Origin of the sequence: Paucilactobacillus wasatchensis (genome assembly GCF_000876205.1) — a bacterium.
Lineage (GTDB): Bacteria > Bacillota > Bacilli > Lactobacillales > Lactobacillaceae > Paucilactobacillus > Paucilactobacillus wasatchensis.
In genome coordinates, this window is the sequence record NZ_AWTT01000043.1 from 1 (window position 1) to 18,637 (window position 18,637).

Genomic DNA, 18,637 nt, shown 5'->3' on the forward strand with positions numbered 1-18,637 from the left:
AATCCATGTTTCACATCTGCTGGATCATCCAACAATGAAATTTCCTTTTCAACATTTAAGGTTGCCAGTTTCTTTTTGTTGCGTCCAACCGCAACCACACTTTTAGCCCCCAAATAATGACTAATTTCAACTGCCAGACTCCCCGAATTACCGGTTGCACCCAAAATCAATACATTTTTACCATTAATGTCTGTGCCTAATCGATCTTTAAAGGCCATCCATGATGACATTGCTGGATTCATCGAAGCTGCGACTTTATTCACATCAATATCTGCAGGTAACGGAATAATTCGGCGTTGGTCTACTACCGTTTGTTGCGCCAACGAACCATAGACTGGGTTCGAAGTGACAAAATATGCTAATGACCCATCTGCTAATTTGCCAACACCGTCAAGTCCAGGAATTAATGGCAATTTTCCGTCACTTGTATAGTGAGTACCATCAGCTTGCGACAGCACTCGATGATTGACACTTGCCGCCAAAACTTGAATTAATTTTTCTTTACCTGTTGGTTGTGGCGCTTGGAACGACTGGAATTGTGGTCCTTTTTTAAAATCATTTACTACTGCTGCTTTCATCATTTAATCCACCTAATTTAATATTTCTCTTGAAAATTAATTACCGGTAATACATAATCAGTATACACAGATTTTTTTCTATTGCAATAGATTACCGGTAATTAATTTTAGGAGGTTCATTCATGGCAGACCAAACTACGCAACTATTAACCGCCATCCGAGCGGTTCAAGAGCAACATGAAGAATTTAAAGCGGGTTTCTGGCAATTTGCTATCACCAACTTAACTAGTGAGATCCCCGCAGAGATAATCACAAAATTCAAGACGTTAAAAATGACCCACTCTGAAATGGAAATCTTGAGTGAATTAACCAATTTTGACCATAACTTAATCCCCTACAAGGTATTACAGGAACGTGTATTATTTTCACAGGGAATGTTTTCGCGCTACATCAACCGATTAGATAAAGCAGAACTGATTACCAAAATAAAACAAGCTAATAATAAAAAAGAAGTCCTCTTATCAATCACCGAAACTGGTAAATACGTGGCCAAGCTTCATGCGGACATGCATCGCCTGGAACGAGAACATAATGAAAATGCACTGACTAGTTTTTCACCAGCTGAAATTCAAACCACTATTAAAGTCTTGCACAGTTTAACTAACAATCCGATGCATTAACTTTACATCAGTGCTTATTACTAAACCTTTTTTGTCCGAGGTGGTAAATTTAAATTAGCCACCGAATTAGAATTGAAGGTGAAATTTTTGAAACAGGAATCTTTATTTGCAAACGAAAATAAACAAAATAGCCCTCTCGCTAATCGAGTGCGGCCACAGACTTTAGAAGAGTTTACTGGTCAACAACATTTATTAGCCAAGGGACAAGTGCTGCGTGAAATTATCGACCAGGATCAATTACCATCGATTATTTTTTGGGGCCCACCTGGCGTTGGTAAAACCACCTTAGCACGCATTATTGCCAATAAAACTAAGGCCCATTTTATTACATTTAGCGCAGTGACTAGCGGCATTAAAGATATTCGTAAAATCATGGAAGAGGCAGAGGATAATCGTGAAATCGGCGAAAAGACAATTGTGTTTGTTGATGAAATTCACCGCTTTAATAAGGCCCAGCAAGATGCTTTCTTACCCTTTGTTGAACGGGGCAGTATCATTTTAATTGGGGCCACCACAGAAAATCCATCTTTCGAAATCAATTCTGCTTTATTATCTCGTTGTAAAGTGTTTGTGCTTAAACAGCTGGAAGTTGACGATATTATTGAACTGTTACGTAAGGCACTCCACCACCCAGACGGTTTTCCAAGCCTCACCATTAATATTGATGATGAATCAATTCGTTTAATCGCTGAGTTTGCCAATGGTGACGCTAGAATTGCATTAAATACTTTGGAAATGGTTGTTTTAAATGCCAGTCACAATCAGAACACCGTGACGATTGACAAGGATAATCTCAATCAACTGATAAACACCAAATCGCTTCGTTATGATAAAAATGGTGAAGAACATTACAACATTATTTCAGCTTTGCATAAATCGATGCGCAACAGTGATGTTGATGCTGCAATCTACTGGATGTCGCGCATGCTAGACGGCGGTGAGGATCCGCTCTACATTGCCCGCCGATTAGTGCGGTTTGCCAGTGAAGACATTGGTGTAGCTGATACAAAAGCACTAGAAGTAGCCATCAACGTTTTTCAGGCATGCCAATTTCTTGGTATGCCTGAATGTGACGTCCATTTAACTGAAGCTGTCATTTACCTTTCGCTCGCGCCAAAATCAAATTCGGTTTACAAAGCACGTTTAAATGCCAAAAAAGATGTCAAAAAAACTGGCAACGATCCGGTCCCTCTCCAAATTAGAAATGCCCCTACTAAGTTAATGGATGAGCTGGGCTATGGTAAGGACTATCAGTATGCTCATTCAACTGAAGATAAATTAACTTCGATGAAGACAATGCCACCAGATATTGAAGACCATCAATATTATTTTCCCAGCGAACAAGGCAACGAACAACGATTTAAACAACGGCTTGAATATATCAAGAATTGGCACGCCCATCATGATGAATAATCTGCTATAATCAAAACGAAAACATTAATGAATTGAGGTAATCAGATGGCTTACAAGGTAGATTTCAAGAACGTCGCCACAGTGGGACTTGAAAGTTCACCAGTTGCAACAGCATTAGCCGGACTACGAGCTAATGAAGCACGCTATTACTGGAATAAATATAAACACGAATATATTACTGTACCTGCTTTTGAAGACCCAGAAACACTAAAATGGATCGAAACAATCTTACTTGAGAAAGATATGCGATTCCCATACAAACCACTAGAAGTAACATCATTTGAGATTGACGGTCTCAAAATGGCCTACGTCTTTTATGAAAATGGTCTAGCTGTTAACGTAATGTACAGCATTAGTAAAGACGGTAAACGAGCTGTGGGCTTTAAACTATCCGATGGGATGGATATCCCCAAAGAATTTGAGGGTAAATTCAAATTTGCCCGACAAAAATCTAAGTTAGCTGGCACGATCCGCGGTTCATTTTTTGTGATTAAAGGTGAATATTAATAAAAGAGATCAAAAATGGGTCGCAAAATACTCCAGGACTCGTTCAAATAATAAAAAAGCATCCATTAAAACCAAAGCAAAGAACATGCGCTGCCAGCCAACTAAATACCATTTCAACGCTGATCCCAGCCAATCATACGTACCTAACAGTATCAGCAAAACTATGTCGGCTTTGGCAAGATTATCTAACCAAGCATGACCTTTGACGTACTGATACGATTGTTCGCAATCTCTAGTCAGATGTGCTAACAATTTAGCCATTATCTATTACCACCTTGGTACCCACTGGAATGGTGTCATACATCCACTTTGAATCTGGTAATGATAAGCGAACGCATCCATGTGATGCAGCACTTTTGCCAAGCTTCTCCGCTTGCGATTGGACAATCTGATTTGCTGAATTCGTTGGGACTGAATGGAACAAATAAATACCATGGTCTTTCCACGAAACCCAGTTTCGGGCACCTTCACCACTCTTGGGATTATAAAAAAACGTGCCGCGCTCCGCCTGAATGTGATACGTTCCAGTTGGTGTCGCGTTATCCCCACCGCTTCCCGTTGAAGCATACATCGTATACAGGCATTGCTGACCGTCCATAATATAAACTCGTTGTTTTTTTAAGGATACATGTACCCATGCATTGGGATGTTGGTTCCAATCTGGGTACGCTTTTTGCTCCGACGATTTGCGCCAATCAATTTGTACTGGTGCTGGCTTAGCTTTTTTTTCCTTAACTTGAACAGTTTGCTTGGATTGCTGGTCAACTTTATTTTTACTTTGAGCCCGAGAATTAACCGTCCCTAAGATAACCGTATAAACAATTGTCATCACAAAAGAAGCGCAGACAACCCACAGCATATGTTTCAAACTCTTATTCAAAAATCCCCCACCTAACTCACTACTAAAATCCTATCATTACCATTATATAAACTAAGTATTCCTTTGGCAACACAAGTTTCAATAAAACTTTGCTTAAATTTTATTTTCGCTTGTGCACACATTGTAACTTTACTGACAAAATAAAAACCACTGCACCGTCAATTGGACTTCAATCCAATCTAAGCACAGTGGCAAAGCAATTATTTTGAGTAGTTACTTGTACTGTTCAGTATCCTCTTCTAACCTTGTTTCTACAATGTTAATCGATTCATTAATCTCTGTTATCTGATCTGTTATTTCCTCCAAAGTTAAGCCGCTGGAGCTATAACCCTTGTACGTTGCCGTCATATAATCAACATCCTCTAACTGGCGTAACTGTTCGCGCAAATTACCTAATTGTTCGATCGTCCGTTCATATTCGAGCTCATTCATTTATTTGTCCCTCAATTCTTTCAGCGGTTAGGCGAGTGCTTCAGGAGCTGCTAGCTGTGGCCCCTTTCCTTCACGAGCTAATACCCATGCCTCGTAGTTCCACTCTTCAGTTGCCCGTCTAGCGCGCATGTAATCCCAGCGGGACTCACGTTCAACTTCCAATATTTGCCCTCCCGGACCAATCGTCACCCAGTTATACGAACCATTATTATGCGCAAATTTTACCCACAAAACTTCGAACTCATTTCGATCACCATGCTGATCTACAAAAAATCGTTGCAACGTATCAATCCGCATAAATTGTAACCTGCGGGCATATTTAGCATCTAAATTGTGCCAAACGGCAGTCGCAGTTTGTACTAATTCATCATCACCTGGTAATTCTAAATTAATATCACCCACAAAGTTGTTATAACTAATTAGTCGATCATCTTCACCATATACTAATGTCATGTGAGCGTTGTTGGGAATTACATCTTTACCATGCTGATACCGCTCCACTTGTACTTGCTCGCCATTCCGTTCTCGTTGCGCAGAAGAAACTAGTTCAAAATTGTCAGGAATTATTAAGTCACGATCAAGTTTACCTTTTACCAGTACATACTTAGCCATCCAACTCACTCTCCTTTTCTGACTGTAGTATACTCAATTTATTTGCTTAAGCAAATAATATGCTTTTTATTGCAATAGTTCATCTAACCCAGCTTCCATATTTGCCATTAGTTGCTTAAAAATCAACAGCTGATCTTGACTCAATGAGCTTACTATTGACTCGTTGATTTGTGGTAACCGTTCTTTTAATTCCACATACCGTTGATATCCTAATTGCGTCAATTTAATAATTTTACTGCGGCCATCAATCGTCGATTTTTCCTTGTTAATGTAATCTAATTTAATGAGTCGGTTTAGCCTCCGGGTCACATTGCTAGGATTTAAATAAATTAATTTAAATAACTGATCCTGCGAAAGTTCGCCATTATCCCCAACTTTTAGAATAAAAAAATACGTACTAGATGTCAGTCCTAAATCCTTTAACTGGCTATTCAAATACAATCTCGTTTTATGCGAAACCGTATTAACTGTTCGAATATAAAAATCTAGATCATTTGCTGAGTTCATTTTCTAAGTCCCTTTCTAATTGCATGAATAATAATCAGTAATGCTACTAGCAGCAGTAACAGTCCCACAGCATAGGTCCATCTTTGAGCCGTCATAATAGCAGTGATTGGTACGCCGATCGCAGTACTAACCGTTTGATGGCCGACTAGCGAGAGAACCCGATAAAAGATGAGTGTTGAAATAGTGGTGCCTAATACCAGTCCGAATTCACGCACCAATGAATTAGTTGAACCGGCCATTGCACGTAGCTTGTCTGGAACAGATTGCATTACTAATACGTTGTTAGGCGTCCCGAAAGTAACCGTTCCAATAGAGATTAAGGCTGAAATTGCAATGAAATAGTAGGGTTCAAATCGCCGTGTTAAAAATAATAAGCCCAATTGAGCAACAATCAAAATCACCATTCCCACTGTCATTTCCACCTTTTGATTGTAACGATCCGAAACATAACCCGCAATTGGCGAAGCAAAAATAGAAATAAGTGGGGCAATCATTAACAATAATCCGGTGAACTGTGTTGAATAATTTAGCACTAATTGTAAATATAATGGTGCTAAGATAGTGAAAAAATAGGAAACAATAAAGCTGATAAATGCAATGATAATACTTTTGCTAAAGACAGCATTCTGGAAGATTGTTAAATTCAATAGCGGCCGCAAGGCTTTGCGTTCGACGGTTATAAACCACCAGCCGCAGCCAAAGAATATGATCAGCAATGCAGTCATGCGAACAAAACTAGCATTAATTTGCATGGTTAAAATATACAAACTGACTGCTGCCAAGCCCAGTGTTATGGCCCCATACCAATCAATTTTTTGCTTTTTTGATTTCATCTGTTTTGGATAAGTAATTGAGCCCACAATCAAACACACTAGTCCCAGCGGTAAGTTAATCCAAAAAATATATCCCCAGGGTAAATTGGCAAGAATAATGCCACCCATTCCTGGACCAGCTAATGCTCCCAGTGAAATAAAAATGCCTTCAATTCCGAATGCTCGACCCAGTTGGTTGGCCGGAAAAATGTCAGTTACAATCGCATAACTGTTGGCCATCGTCATACTAGCACCAATTCCTTGAACTAAACGGCCAATCAAAACAAATCCCAAATAATGCCCAGCGCCGGCCAAAAAAGAGCCAATTAGAAAAACTAACGTGCCAATTTCAAAGATGCGGATGCGACCGAACTGATCACCAAATTACCCGAAAAGCAGTAAGGTAGCACAAATTGTGATCAGATATACAGAAATGATCAGATTAGCCTCACCGGTTGGCACACTTAAATCCTTTGCAATATCAGGAATAGCAATCGTAACGATGCTACCATCAACAATTACCATAAAGAAGAACAATCCTAAGATCGATAAGACGGACCAACGTCTAATTTGGGATAACATTTTATCACCTCGGGTGTATCATATGCTTTTTTAATTGCTTAGGCAAACAAAATGTTCTAACAACGTTGCATCACTGTTGTTAGAACATTTGCAAATAATTTGCTGAATTAAATCGGCAACATTTTTGCTTACTTATCATCGATCCCTGTCATTCTCACAGGATCAACCCATTCATCAAACTGTGCAGCACTAACTTTACCAGATTTAATCGCCGCTTCTCTCAGTGTACTACCATTTTTTTGTGCTGTTTGGGCAATTTTCGCACTGTCATGATACCCAATGTGTGGCGATAAAGCAGTCACCGTCATCAATGATCGCTCAACTAGTTCACTCATTCTTGCGGTATTCACCGTAAGCCCAGCCACCAATAAATCCGCAAAACTAGTCATCGTTCCCGTTAATAATTCTGCGGATTCCAAAAATGTACTAATCAAAACTGGTTTATACACGTTCATTTCAAAATTACCTTGACTAGCCGCCATCGAAATTGTCACATCATTTCCCAGTACCCGAACTGCTGCCATTGTCACTGCCTCAGCTTGCGTTGGATTAACCTTACCAGGCATAATTGAAGATCCTGGTTCATTGGCTGGAATATTAAGTTCTCCATACCCAGCTCGCGGACCGCTAGCTAAGAAACGAATATCGTTTGCAATTTTCAACAAATCACTAGCCAGCGTTTTCATGACACCGTGCACAACGTTGATGCCAGAATGGCCTGCCAGCCCATAGAATTTATTTGATTTAGCGGTAAACTCGAATCCATAAACCGTGCTCATTTTAGTCGCAACTAAATCAGCAAATCGAGGTGCTGCATTTAAACCTGTTCCAACCGCGGTACCACCGATAGCTAACTCGTTTAAAGTTTGGGCCAGTTGGTGTAAATAACTCAGATCATGTGTTAGCATACTTCGCCAGCCACTAATCTCTTGCCCAAATGTCAGTGGAGTTGCATCTTGTAAATGTGTTCGACCAATTTTGACCACTCGCCAATATTTTTTTTGCTTCTGATTCAATTTATCAATCAAATGTTGAATAGCTTGCTCTAATTCAGCCACGGCGACGGCTGCTGTGATGTTCATTGCTGTTGGAAAAACATCATTTGAACTTTGACCATGATTAACATCATCATTTGGTAGAATTGGCAACTCAGAATTAAAATTGGCAGCCACATGTGCCACCACCTCATTAACATTCATATTTGTCTGAGTACCTGAGCCGGTTTGGTAAACTACCAACGGAAAACTCTTTCTTAATTTTTCATCATCGAGTTTCAATAAATAATCAACTGCTGCTCCAATTAATTTTGTCTTATTGACAGGCATTGCATTGAGTTCCTGATTAGCAGCCGCAGCAGCCTTTTTAATTTGCAATAATACTCTGATCAGTTGCAGTGGCATTTTTGTGCCGGTAGTAAAATTTTGCAAACTTCGCTGTGTTTGCGGTCCCCATAACGCATCAGCTGGGATTTTAACTTCTCCAATAGTATCTTCTTCAACTCGATATTCCGACATACCTGTCACCATTCTTTCGTGATAAAATCCAAAATTCATATTATTTTACACCATCTTAGCACAGTTTATCGCTGGTCGGCATTGTACACTTTTCAAACAATAATGGCAGATAACTAAAAACAGACTGACAAAGATATCAGTCTGCTCATTTTAATTTTTACCAGTTGTATATAATTCTTGATTGACATGTTGCATTAATTTCTCGTTAAATTTTTTTGCCACTTGTTCGTTTGGGCTAACTACAAAGATTGTATCATGACCTGCCAGTGTTCCTGCCACTTCTTTGAGCCCCAAATCATCAATAATTGCAGCTAACATATTGCCATCGCTAGGTAAAGTTCGAATAATATTCATAAACTCAACCCGCGTAATATTAGTCACAACATCGAAAATAGTACTAAATAAACGTGCTTCTTCACTCTTGTTGCCAGCCTTAAAAATCGTATAGCGCAAATTACCATTACCATCAGCCGCCTTCACAATTTGCATTTCACGAATATCACGTGAAATGGTTGCCTGGGTAGCACTCATGCCGCTGTTTTGTAATTGCTGCATTAATTCTTCTTGTGTCCCAATTGCATACTGACTAATAAGTTGTTCAATTTTTGATTGACGAACTGCTTTTTTCATAATTTCATAGACCCTTCGTCCTAAATTTCTAGCCTAAGTATACCAAAAGTTGAATTATTTTAATAGTTTTTGGTTATTTTCGTATAATGATTCAATTTTGACTGAATCTGAGGTTAATTAATCACATTCTTTGATTTAGTATCATTTGTAGTAGGACCGTGAGAAATAGGGCAGGTTCTCTCCGATGTCCATATTACTAATTGCTAAAGCAATAAGTAATTATGGCCTGTGCTTAGTCCAACTTAACCAATGATGCATAGCCCTGCATCATTGGTTAAGCACAATATTTTTATTGCCGAAACGTGAGAAATAGGGCAGGCTCCTGCGCTTAGTCCAACTTAACCAATGATGCATAGCCCCGCATCATTGGTTAAGTTCAATATTTTTATTGCCGAAACGTGAGAAATAGGGCAGGCTCCTGCGCTTAGTCCAACTTAACCAATGATGCATAGCCCCGCATCATTGGTTAAGTTCAACTATGCTCAGAACCTTAGCGCCCTATTTCTCACTCTATCTTTTTACATTTCATCCGGTGCCTTTACACCCAATAAAGCTAACGAAGACTTTAATACATCACTAACTGCTTGAACCAATGCCAATCGTGCCATTTTTTCATCATCTTCCACTAAAATCTTGGAATGTGCGTAATATTGATTAAAGTCCTTTGACAACTGAATTGCGTATTTAGCCACGACTGATGGCTCATATTCACGCGCAGCACGTTGGATAACATCCTTAAATTGACCCAATGCTTTGATCACTTTCCAAACACCTGGATCACTAATTGACTTGTCAACTGCAGTCAAATCTGGTTGCCCCGCTTTACGCAAAATACTTTCAGCACGTGCATGCGCATACTGCACATATGGCCCAGTTTCGCCTTCAAAGCGGACCACTTCAGCTAAATCAAAATCAAAGTTGTTCCGTCGCTCGTTTTTCAAATCATGAAATACAACGGCACCGACCCCAACAGCCTTGGCAACTTCATCAGCATGGGCTAACTCAGGATTTTTCTCGTCAATTTGCTTACGGGCCAACTTAATCGCATCATCCAACACATTTTCTAATAAAATAACACGTCCTTCACGAGTGGATAACTTGCGACCCCCTTGAGTAATCAAGCCAAATTGGATGTGATGAATATCATCAGACCAGTCAAACCCAAGTTCTTTTAGGACCGCCTTAAGCTGCTTGAAATGATTTTGTTGCTCATTTCCAACCACGTATAGCGATTGCACGAAGTCATATGTCCGCTTACGGTAAATTGCAGCGGCTAAGTCACGAGTAATATAAAGCGTTGCTCCATCTGTTTTTTTGATCAAAGCTGGGTTTAAATCGTACTTGTCCAAATCAACGATCTCCGCACCCTTACTCTCTTGCAATAAATGTTTATCCTCGAGCATTTTCACAACTTCAGTCATTTTATCGTTATAGAAGGCTTCTCCATTAAATGAATCAAATTGAATATCTAATAAATCATAGATTTTCATAAATAGTTTCAATGACTCTGACCGGAACCATTTCCATAATTCAGTTGCTTCTTCATCACCATCTTCAAGCTTTTTAAACCACGCCCGAGCATCATCATCGAGGGCTGGATTTTCTTTATCTTCCTGGTGGAAACGAACATAATATTTTTGGAGCGTATTAATAGGATCCGCCTTAACTTCAGCTTCACTGCCCCACATTTTATATGCGGCCATTAACTTGCCAAACTGCGTGCCCCAGTCGCCGAGGTGATTAATTTTAACAGGTTGGTAGTTAACCTTAGTTAAAATATTAGCCAACGCATTACCAATTACAGTCGACCGTAAATGGCCCATTGACATTGGTTTGGCAATATTAGGTGAAGACATATCGATAGGTACTTTGCCACCATTGCCCAGATCTGAGGAACCATAGCTGTTTGGATCATTCAAAATTTCATTTAATATTGTGGCACCCACTTGTGTTTTGTCCAAGAAAAAATTGATGTAAGGCCCGGCAACCACCACTTGTTCAAAATTACTTTGGTCAATTTGTGCCAATAACCCTTGGGCAATCAATTGTGGTGCTTGATGCAATTCTTTAGCCAAAAAGAATGTCGGAAATGCAAAATCACCGTTACCATCACTTTTGGGTCGTTCAATTTTTGCTTCAATTTCCGCTGCCGTCATTGTATCTGGTAACACCGCTGCCAGTGCACTTACTACTTGTTGCTTTGAATTCATAATTTCCTCCTTGTTTGGCCGCAAATAAAAAAGTCCCCTACAAGTCCAATTTGAACTTATAAGAGACGAGATTTCCCGCGGTACCACTCTAATTGATGTTGATCCACTCAAATTTATTCTACTGTGCTCTAAAAGACACGCTTCATCAGCACCCGTGACTTACCTTGCACTATCGTAAGCTCGCTTACACGGATTCACTAACTACTACTTCTTTATTATAGAGATGCATTTCACCAGTACAGTATACCAAATTACTAATCAAAAATAAATTACTTTAATTTCAAAACCATATCAACATGTTTAATATTATCTTCTAAGTAAGGCTCTGACACAATTTTGGCACCAAAACTACCATAAAACTCACGTAAATAATACTGGGCTTGAATATTCAAAACTGCTGCAGCCGGAAACAACTGCTTAGCTTGCTCAATTGATTTAGTAACCAATTCAGTGGCCAAACCATTGTGACGATACTTTTCATTAACCAGTACCCGCCCAATTCGAACATCTTGATCAGCTGGAATTAGTCGCGAATAAGCTATTACCTCACCAAGTTCATCAAGCGCAAACAGGTGAAACGACGTCAAATCATTGGCATCCACTTCCTGATAAGCACATTCTTGTTCCACTACAAATACAGCGGTACGTTCCTTGTAAATTTCGTACAATTCAGTCGTTGATAACTGATCAAATTTTTTGCACAATAAATCCATTAGTTAAAATCCCCTAGTCATAAAATAAACTTGTAATGAGATTATCAGTTACAAAATATCATTACAAGCTCTCTAACAGCGATGAAAGCAATTCACCGTTACATTAAAGTTGTTGCTATCTTACTCTAAAATGATTTTGTTTTCAAAAAAAATAATAGCACTATTTTTAATGTGGTTGTTCATTTTTACCGTAATAAATTGGCTGTTTAACTTCAATTGGATGTTGCTGTAACCAGTCATTAATTTGTTTAGCCAAGTTGTCACTCATCGGTGCGGCAGCAGCAATTTGTTTTTTTGTAATGTGATTAACGTGTACCCCTGCCATCACAGTAGCACTGCCTGTTAAATGGTGTTGAATTTGCCGTGCAATTCGTTCAGAAATAAAATTATCCTTATGCAACCGACCATCATGACTCGGATATTGAATTGTTTGAAAATCGGTTCCGTCCGTAATAGCAGTAATCGTCCCAACGTGCGGATTGTCGCCGCCAGTGACCGTGATAGTTAAGTCCGGTCCGACTGTTCTAACCTCAGCCGTCATCGTATAATTTTCTTTAGTTACATTAAATCTAACCACGACGTTCATCCCCAATTCCACTCCATCGTTGCTCTACCCGGTTAGCCAGATGGAGAGCGTCTAGTAATTTCATCGTTTGGTGGTTCACCAGCTCTTCAACTGTCTTAGGACGATGGTAAAAAGCAGGAATTGGTGGAATAATTTGAACCCCCATTTTCGCCAACTTAGTCATATTTTTCAAGTGAATCAGACTAAATGGTGTCTCCCGTGGCACTATAATCAGTTGGCGTTGCTCCTTTAAGATTACATCCGCAGCCCGTGCCACCAAATTATCAGCCAGTCCAGTCGCAATTGAGGCAATTGACTTCATACTTGCGGGAACAATTACCATTGCATCAGTTAAAAATGAACCACTGGCAATTGCCGCACCTAAATCTTGATTGCGGTAAACGTGATCAGCTAGACCTTCCATTTGGTCTAGTGAGTAGTATGTTTCTAATTCTAGGTTTTGTTTTCCCCATTTACTCATTACCAGATGAGTCTCAACATCGTCAATTTTTTGTAGCGCTTTTAATAATTCAATTGCATAAATTGTGCCTGAAGCACCAGTAACCGCAACAATAATTCGTTTCATTTCATATCCCTCTTCATTTATTTTTAGCCACAAAAACGCCCACCAAAATCAACTTGGCAGGCGCTTTTCATTATCACAAACTGTGATGTGTGCGGCACGCAGCTAATTACCGCTTTTAACTATCAATTTAAACTAAGGCTAGATTACCTGATTTTACAGTTAATGGCAACTATTAATAAATTGAACACAGCTTGAACAAGACACTAGCATTAATCACAGCTTATGACAGGTGTATGTTTCACTAAATTAGTAAATGATTGTATAATACAATCATCGATTAAAACAATGCTTGTATTTTTATTTTCTATTTAGACTATTCAACTGAAAATTAGGTGGTAAAATTAAACATAAAATAGTTAGGGTAAATGGTGATGTAGATGGTAAACGAACAGGTTCAAGCTGTAACAATTGCAGGTCATGATTCGGATGGTAGTGCAGGAATGCCAGCGGACCTCCACGCCTTTTTTATTTCCAACGTGTATGGCATGGGTTTGTTGACCTCTGCTGTTTCTGGCAATTCCTACGGCATCGATGCCGCCCATATTATGCCAATGGATTATATCAAACAACAATTTAAAACATTAGCAGCTGATTTCAATATTAAAGCGGCTAAAACTGGCATGTTAGCAAATACAGAAGTTATCGATACAGTTGCTGAGTGTTATCAACAAGTTGATTTTGGTCCCCTGGTTGTCGATCCGGTGATCATTACTAAACACGGTGATATGCTGTTAGAGCAAGCAGCTTACGAAAGTTTTAAGCAAAAAATTGTGCCGCTAGCCACTGTTATAACCCCAAATTTCTTTGAAGCGCAGAAATTGACTGATTCTAAACTAGCAACTCCTGCTGAAATTGAAACTGGTGCTCATAAACTGCAAGATATGGGTGCCAAAAATGTTGTCATTAAAGGCGAACACCACACAGGCAGTCAGGATACTGTTGACGATTTCGTGTTGCTTGCTAATGGTGATAGCCTCTGGCTCAAGGAACCGTACATCAACACTGACCGGGTTAATGGCACCGGCGATACATTTTCAGCAGTAATTGCAGCCGAATTAGCCAAGAAAAATAGTGTTGAAGATGCGATTAAAACAGCCAAAAAAGTAGTTCACACTGCGATTGCTAATTCAATCGAAGTGGGACATAAATTTGGACCAATTAACCACTGGGCAGCACAGAATATTTAATTATTTGTAGCTAACAATATGTTGATATAGCAAAAAGGATCTCAACCGAGATCCTTTTTTTATATTAATTTATTTTTCCACTTCTTGTAATTTTTGGTTATTATCTAGTTGAGATTTACCGTGCCAATGTAATTTTTGAAGTACAATCATACTTGGCATTAAAAGTGCTAACCCAACTAATGCAAAAAGCAGTAGGACCCCACCAGCTTGCCAAACCGTGCCAGCCCCAAGACCGGACGTCAATGCCTCTCTAAAGCCCATAATTGAATATGACATCGGCAGCCATGGATGAATTGCGTTAAAAAACGAATTAGTGATTTCCATTGGGAACGTTCCGCCGGAGCCGCCCAATTGAAGCATCAATAACACCATCGCTACGAATCGACCCGGATTATCAAACGCCATTGATAGAAACATCACAACATACATTGACGCCAGTGAGAACATGATGGCGACAAAGAACATTTGCGCTGGATGATCGGCATTTAGACCAGCTACTAACATTAACCCTGTTTCGATCACAGCCATCCCAATCGCAATCACCGCGCCAACAGCAACTTTGCTTGCAAACCATTCCTTAGGAGTCCGACCTAGCATTGACACTTTACGAATTGGATAGGCAAAGTTAAACACTAAACAACCCACATATAGCGCCACCGACAAAACGTATGGTGCCAATGCGTGACCATAATTTGGAACATAACTATACGATTGATGCTTGAGGTTAGACGGCGCTGCAAACATCGCAGCTGTTTTATTAGTAGGCTTAATACTATTAACTTTGTTTGCTCCGCTAGTTAGCGCACTTTGTAATTGACCTGAACAATCAGCCAACTTATTCGTTCCAGCAATCAATTGTCCCGAATTGTCGGTTAATTGCTGTGTTCCACTTGCTAACTGGTTGACCCCACTTGTTAGTGTTGGCACCTGTGAATTCATTTGATTCAAACCAGAACTAAGTTGGGTGCTGCCACCATTAAGTGCACCAGAATTATTAGCCAATTGCTGCGTTCCTGCTTGCGCTTGACCAACGCCACTTGTATAGGCCGAAACACCATTTAGTAAACCATTTTGGCCACTAATTCCAGTTTGTAACTGAGTTAATCCTGTTCCTACCATTTGTGAGGCTTGAATGAACCCCATGGTATTTGATGTCAAACCAACCTGTTTTAATCCCGTGTTGATGGTTAGCAGCCCTGTTTCAAGCTGATTAATTGCTTGAATTCCTTCTATCATGCCATTTGGATGCTCAGCTTGTTGTGCTTTCAAATTTTCTAAAATTGGCAGGATGGAGCCAATTTGATTATTGACATCCTCCAACTTAGTTGCTGAGTCGCTCAATGGTTGCTTCATTCCACTTAAATTACTATTTAAGCTGGCAACCGAACTACTTGCTGAAACTAAGCTCGATTGAGCATTTGCAATATTTCCTTGAATTGAATCAACTTGAGCAATAATTTTAGCAGCCGTTGTGGGATCATCAGCGGCCATTTGTTTGTACGCATCACTAGCTATTACAGCTTGAAGTCCCTTTGTATTGGCACCGGCCTGACCTAATTGAACGGCCGTACTATTTTGATTTGAAGTATCGAAAACTTTACTATAAATATTTTGAAAGTTAGTACCACTTTCAGTTGCTAGACCGGCAATTTCCTTTGTATTTGTTCCCACACCAGTCAAATCACTTTGGACTTGATTTTGTAAATTAGTACCAGTCGGTCCAGCAAGACTATTTAATACAGTCGACAAGTTAGTTAGTGTAGTGGTAAAAGCTTGTAAATCTTTTTGATTGCTTGGTGTCAAAGTACTATCAATTTGCTGTGACACCTTTATTAAATTAGTTGTAATCTGTGCGTTACCACTTTTTAATTGACCAACACCAGAGCCAGCTTGTTGAACACCGCCAACAAGTGTACCCGAATTTGCTGTTAACTGCTGTAATCCGTTGTTTACCTGATCAACACCACCAGTATAAGATTGCAATGCAGTTGCCAACGTTCCGCCGCCATTCGCTAATTGACTAATTCCATTCGCTAATGGCACCACCTTAACTTTCAACGTTTGGACCCCGTCATTAACTTGGTTAACACCCACGGCATACATATTTAAACCATCAGTTAACGTAACAGTGCCATCGTGTAACTGAGTTTCTGCCTTTGCAGCAGACTTCATCCCCGACCCAACTGTTTTCAACTGGGCAAATACAGCTCTGGCATATGCCTTTGTTACTTGAGCACGAATTTGTGAATTCAATTGTTTAGAACCCATCTCACTAATAACTTCACCAATGTAATTGAGTGAATCGTTAGTCTTGTACGTCAGGTGCATTTTCTTTGGCGTTGTACTCATCACCGTCGTTGCATTTCTAGAAAAGTTTTTCGGGATTGTAATAACTGTATAATACTGACGATTTTTTAAGCCCGACCGAGCCTGTTGCTTGGAAACGAACTTCCACCCCAATTGATGATTTTTCTTCAGCTCTTGTACTGTTTGCTTGCCGACATTGAGTGTTTTACCTTCATATCGCACAGCCTGGTCTTCGTTAACGACGGCCACTGGTAGCTCACCTGTATTCCCATACGGATCCCAGACAGATTTCAAGAAAAAAATACTGTATAAAAACGGTATAATCACAATTACAATTGCCGACAACATAATTAATTTATTATGGAAAATAAACTTAAATTCATTTTTGATCATTTTCAATTTTAACCCACTCCCAAATCAGTAGTCGATGATCATCGACTATTTTTATCTATCATATTCCAATAAACTAATATACACTATTACCAATAAAATAGCTACCGTTAAAGTCAATCATAACAGGGGATTAACTATAGTTGCCTATGCTAACAATGTTATCATTACAACAGTTGCAAAAGTCTATTAAACAATGAAAAAAATTATCGTTACGGTAAAGGTTAAAAAATTGGCTACCCAATTACTGAGAAACTGGTACAATAAAATTATAGTTTTCTAATTTTTAACCACTATTAGTACAGGCGATACCGCCCCTTATGCTGATTAATAATTAAAATTAGATGATAATTTGAAGGGGAATACATATGCTTAATAAAAATAAATCGAATCTTTTTGTGCGCAAAAACATTACTAAAGATGTTTTAAAAAAAACCGGCCTCGAAAAATCATTAACTGCATTTAGCTTAACCACAATGGGTGTGGGCGCTATTGTTGGTGCTGGAATTTTCATCACGCCAGGCATCATTGCCGCCAAATATACGGGTCCTGGTGCCCTACTAGCCTTCGTTGTGGCTGCAATTGTTTGTTCCTTAGCAGCTTTATGTTATTCGGAGTTTTCATCCACAATTCCATTGGCTGGAAGTGCTTATACGTACATCTATGCAGTTTTTGGTGAGTTTATTGCCTGGATCCTCGGTTGGGCATTAGTATCTGAATATTTATTTTCGGTTTCTGCGGTTGCGGCTAGTTGGTCGTCGTATTTCCAAAATATTTTGGCTGGCTTTAATCTCGACCTCCCCGCTGCATTACAGGCCGCTTACGGCACTGCGGGTATGCCGCATGCCGTGTTTGACTTGCCAGCATTTATCATCATCATGATCATTTCACTACTGTTAGTAGGTGGGATCCGAGAATCTGCACAAATTAATGCCATCATGGTTATTTTGAAAATTATTGTCATTATTTTATTCATTGTGGTTGGTCTATTTTACATTAAACCGGCCAATTATCACCCATTTTTACCATTTGGGGTGAAGGGTGTCGTTTCTGGTGCTGCTGTTGCTTTTTATGCCTACATCGGTTTTGATGCCGTATCTACTGCTTCAGAAGAAGTCAAAAATCCACAAAAAAATGTTCCGATCGGCATTATTGGTTCACTCTTAATTGCAACCGCTCTTTACATTGCTCTATCTGCAGTGTTGGTGGGTGTCGTTAAATACACCAAATTGAATGTGGCAGATCCTGTTGCCTATGCACTCCATTTTATCCACCAAGATTGGATATCTGGCATTGTCTCGCTAGGTGCTGTCATTGGTATGACGACAGTTTTGATTGTCTTTTTATACGGTGGCACACGTTTAATCTTTGCAATTAGTCGTGATGGCCTTTTGCCACCCATATTTAGCAAATTAGCTCCCAAAACACACACCCCGGTCCTGAACACTTGGATTTTCGGGATCGTTGGCAGTATTTTTGCCTGCGTTATCCCGATTGATAAAATTACTGAACTGGTTAATATTGGCACTTTATTTGCTTTTGCAATGGTTTCACTTGGAATTATATTTCTACGACGAGATCCTGAGTTTAAA

18 protein-coding genes and 2 pseudogenes are annotated in these 18,637 nt (G+C 39.5%); 5 read left to right on the forward strand and 15 right to left on the reverse strand.

The genetic code is table 11. From position 1 onward, the window contains the following. A pseudogene (locus tag WDC_RS07465) lies at positions 1 to 578 on the reverse strand (quinone oxidoreductase family protein); the annotation flags it as partial. 122 nt (positions 579 to 700) lie between these two features. On the opposite strand from WDC_RS07465, the gene WDC_RS07470 reads away from it, so the two are divergent. From WDC_RS07470 to WDC_RS07480, 3 genes are all read left to right on the forward strand, one after another. Next, positions 701 to 1,198, forward strand: coding sequence for a MarR family winged helix-turn-helix transcriptional regulator (locus WDC_RS07470; protein ID WP_052497827.1), 498 nt, complete (start codon positions 701 to 703; stop codon positions 1,196 to 1,198). 87 nt (positions 1,199 to 1,285) lie between these two features. Continuing rightward, positions 1,286 to 2,611 (forward strand): replication-associated recombination protein A, encoded by a 1,326-nt coding sequence (locus WDC_RS07475; protein WP_044011243.1) that lies wholly within the window; start codon positions 1,286 to 1,288, stop codon positions 2,609 to 2,611. A gap of 45 nt (positions 2,612 to 2,656) precedes the next feature. Further along, a complete protein-coding gene (locus WDC_RS07480) occupies positions 2,657 to 3,118 on the forward strand; it encodes a hypothetical protein (RefSeq protein ID WP_044011244.1) in 462 nt (153 codons plus the stop codon). 9 nt (positions 3,119 to 3,127) lie between these two features. On the opposite strand, the gene WDC_RS07485 is transcribed toward WDC_RS07480, so the two are convergent. From WDC_RS07485 to WDC_RS07540, 13 genes and pseudogenes are all read right to left on the reverse strand, one after another. Then, entirely contained in the window at positions 3,128 to 3,379 is a 252-nt protein-coding gene (locus WDC_RS07485) for a hypothetical protein (RefSeq protein WP_044011245.1), read from the reverse strand. Continuing rightward, complete coding sequence (locus WDC_RS07490; RefSeq protein WP_052497828.1) at positions 3,372 to 3,977, reverse strand: L,D-transpeptidase; 606 nt, start codon at positions 3,975 to 3,977, stop codon at positions 3,372 to 3,374. Before WDC_RS07490 ends, WDC_RS07485 begins: the two co-directional genes overlap by 8 nt. A 234-nt stretch (positions 3,978 to 4,211) precedes the next feature. Then, a complete protein-coding gene (locus WDC_RS07495) occupies positions 4,212 to 4,430 on the reverse strand; it encodes a hypothetical protein (protein ID WP_044011246.1) in 219 nt (72 codons plus the stop codon). 27 nt (positions 4,431 to 4,457) lie between these two features. Further along, positions 4,458 to 5,042, reverse strand: a complete 585-nt coding sequence (locus WDC_RS07500) for a hypothetical protein (RefSeq protein WP_044011247.1) — start codon at positions 5,040 to 5,042, stop codon at positions 4,458 to 4,460. 66 nt (positions 5,043 to 5,108) lie between these two features. After that, positions 5,109 to 5,549 (reverse strand): MarR family winged helix-turn-helix transcriptional regulator, encoded by a 441-nt coding sequence (locus WDC_RS07505; RefSeq protein ID WP_044011248.1) that lies wholly within the window; start codon positions 5,547 to 5,549, stop codon positions 5,109 to 5,111. Continuing rightward, a pseudogene (locus WDC_RS07510) lies at positions 5,546 to 6,730 on the reverse strand (MFS transporter); the annotation flags it as partial. The pseudogene WDC_RS07510 and the gene WDC_RS07505, both read right to left, overlap by 4 nt. 15 nt (positions 6,731 to 6,745) lie before the next feature. Then, complete coding sequence (locus WDC_RS09905) at positions 6,746 to 6,943, reverse strand: hypothetical protein (protein ID WP_225349637.1); 198 nt, start codon at positions 6,941 to 6,943, stop codon at positions 6,746 to 6,748. Between the two features lie 128 nt (positions 6,944 to 7,071). Next, the gene (locus tag WDC_RS07515) at positions 7,072 to 8,457 is read right to left on the reverse strand and encodes a class II fumarate hydratase (RefSeq protein WP_044011258.1); all 1,386 of its coding nucleotides are present in this window, start codon (positions 8,455 to 8,457) and stop codon (positions 7,072 to 7,074) included. Positions 8,458 to 8,607: 150 nt separating this feature from the next. Continuing rightward, positions 8,608 to 9,087 carry an arginine repressor gene (locus WDC_RS07520; RefSeq protein ID WP_044011249.1) on the reverse strand — a complete coding sequence of 160 codons (480 nt, stop codon included), beginning with the start codon at positions 9,085 to 9,087 and terminating at the stop codon, positions 8,608 to 8,610. A 518-nt stretch (positions 9,088 to 9,605) separates the two neighbouring features. After that, positions 9,606 to 11,297 (reverse strand): arginine--tRNA ligase, encoded by a 1,692-nt coding sequence (gene argS, locus WDC_RS07525; RefSeq protein WP_044011250.1) that lies wholly within the window; start codon positions 11,295 to 11,297, stop codon positions 9,606 to 9,608. 269 nt (positions 11,298 to 11,566) lie between these two features. Beyond that, complete coding sequence (locus WDC_RS07530) at positions 11,567 to 12,010, reverse strand: GNAT family N-acetyltransferase (RefSeq protein WP_044011251.1); 444 nt, start codon at positions 12,008 to 12,010, stop codon at positions 11,567 to 11,569. A 166-nt stretch (positions 12,011 to 12,176) separates the two neighbouring features. Beyond that, positions 12,177 to 12,587 (reverse strand): prenylated flavin chaperone LpdD, encoded by a 411-nt coding sequence (lpdD, locus tag WDC_RS07535; protein WP_404824768.1) that lies wholly within the window; start codon positions 12,585 to 12,587, stop codon positions 12,177 to 12,179. Beyond that, positions 12,580 to 13,161, reverse strand: coding sequence for a UbiX family flavin prenyltransferase (locus tag WDC_RS07540; protein WP_044011253.1), 582 nt, complete (start codon positions 13,159 to 13,161; stop codon positions 12,580 to 12,582). The genes lpdD and WDC_RS07540 overlap by 8 nt, the downstream gene beginning before the upstream one ends. A gap of 377 nt (positions 13,162 to 13,538) precedes the next feature. On the opposite strand from WDC_RS07540, the gene thiD reads away from it, so the two are divergent. Next, positions 13,539 to 14,348: a bifunctional hydroxymethylpyrimidine kinase/phosphomethylpyrimidine kinase gene (gene thiD, locus WDC_RS07545; protein ID WP_044011254.1), complete on the forward strand. Its 810-nt coding sequence runs from the start codon at positions 13,539 to 13,541 to the stop codon at positions 14,346 to 14,348. 69 nt (positions 14,349 to 14,417) lie between these two features. Here the strand turns inward: thiD and WDC_RS07550 are convergent, their stop codons facing one another. Beyond that, entirely contained in the window at positions 14,418 to 17,048 is a 2,631-nt protein-coding gene (locus WDC_RS07550) for a YhgE/Pip domain-containing protein (protein WP_044011259.1), read from the reverse strand. A 365-nt stretch (positions 17,049 to 17,413) separates the two neighbouring features. Here WDC_RS07550 and WDC_RS07555 point away from each other — a divergent pair. Then, on the forward strand, positions 17,414 to 18,637 hold a 1,224-nt coding region (locus WDC_RS07555), incomplete at its 3' end, for an amino acid permease (RefSeq protein ID WP_044011255.1).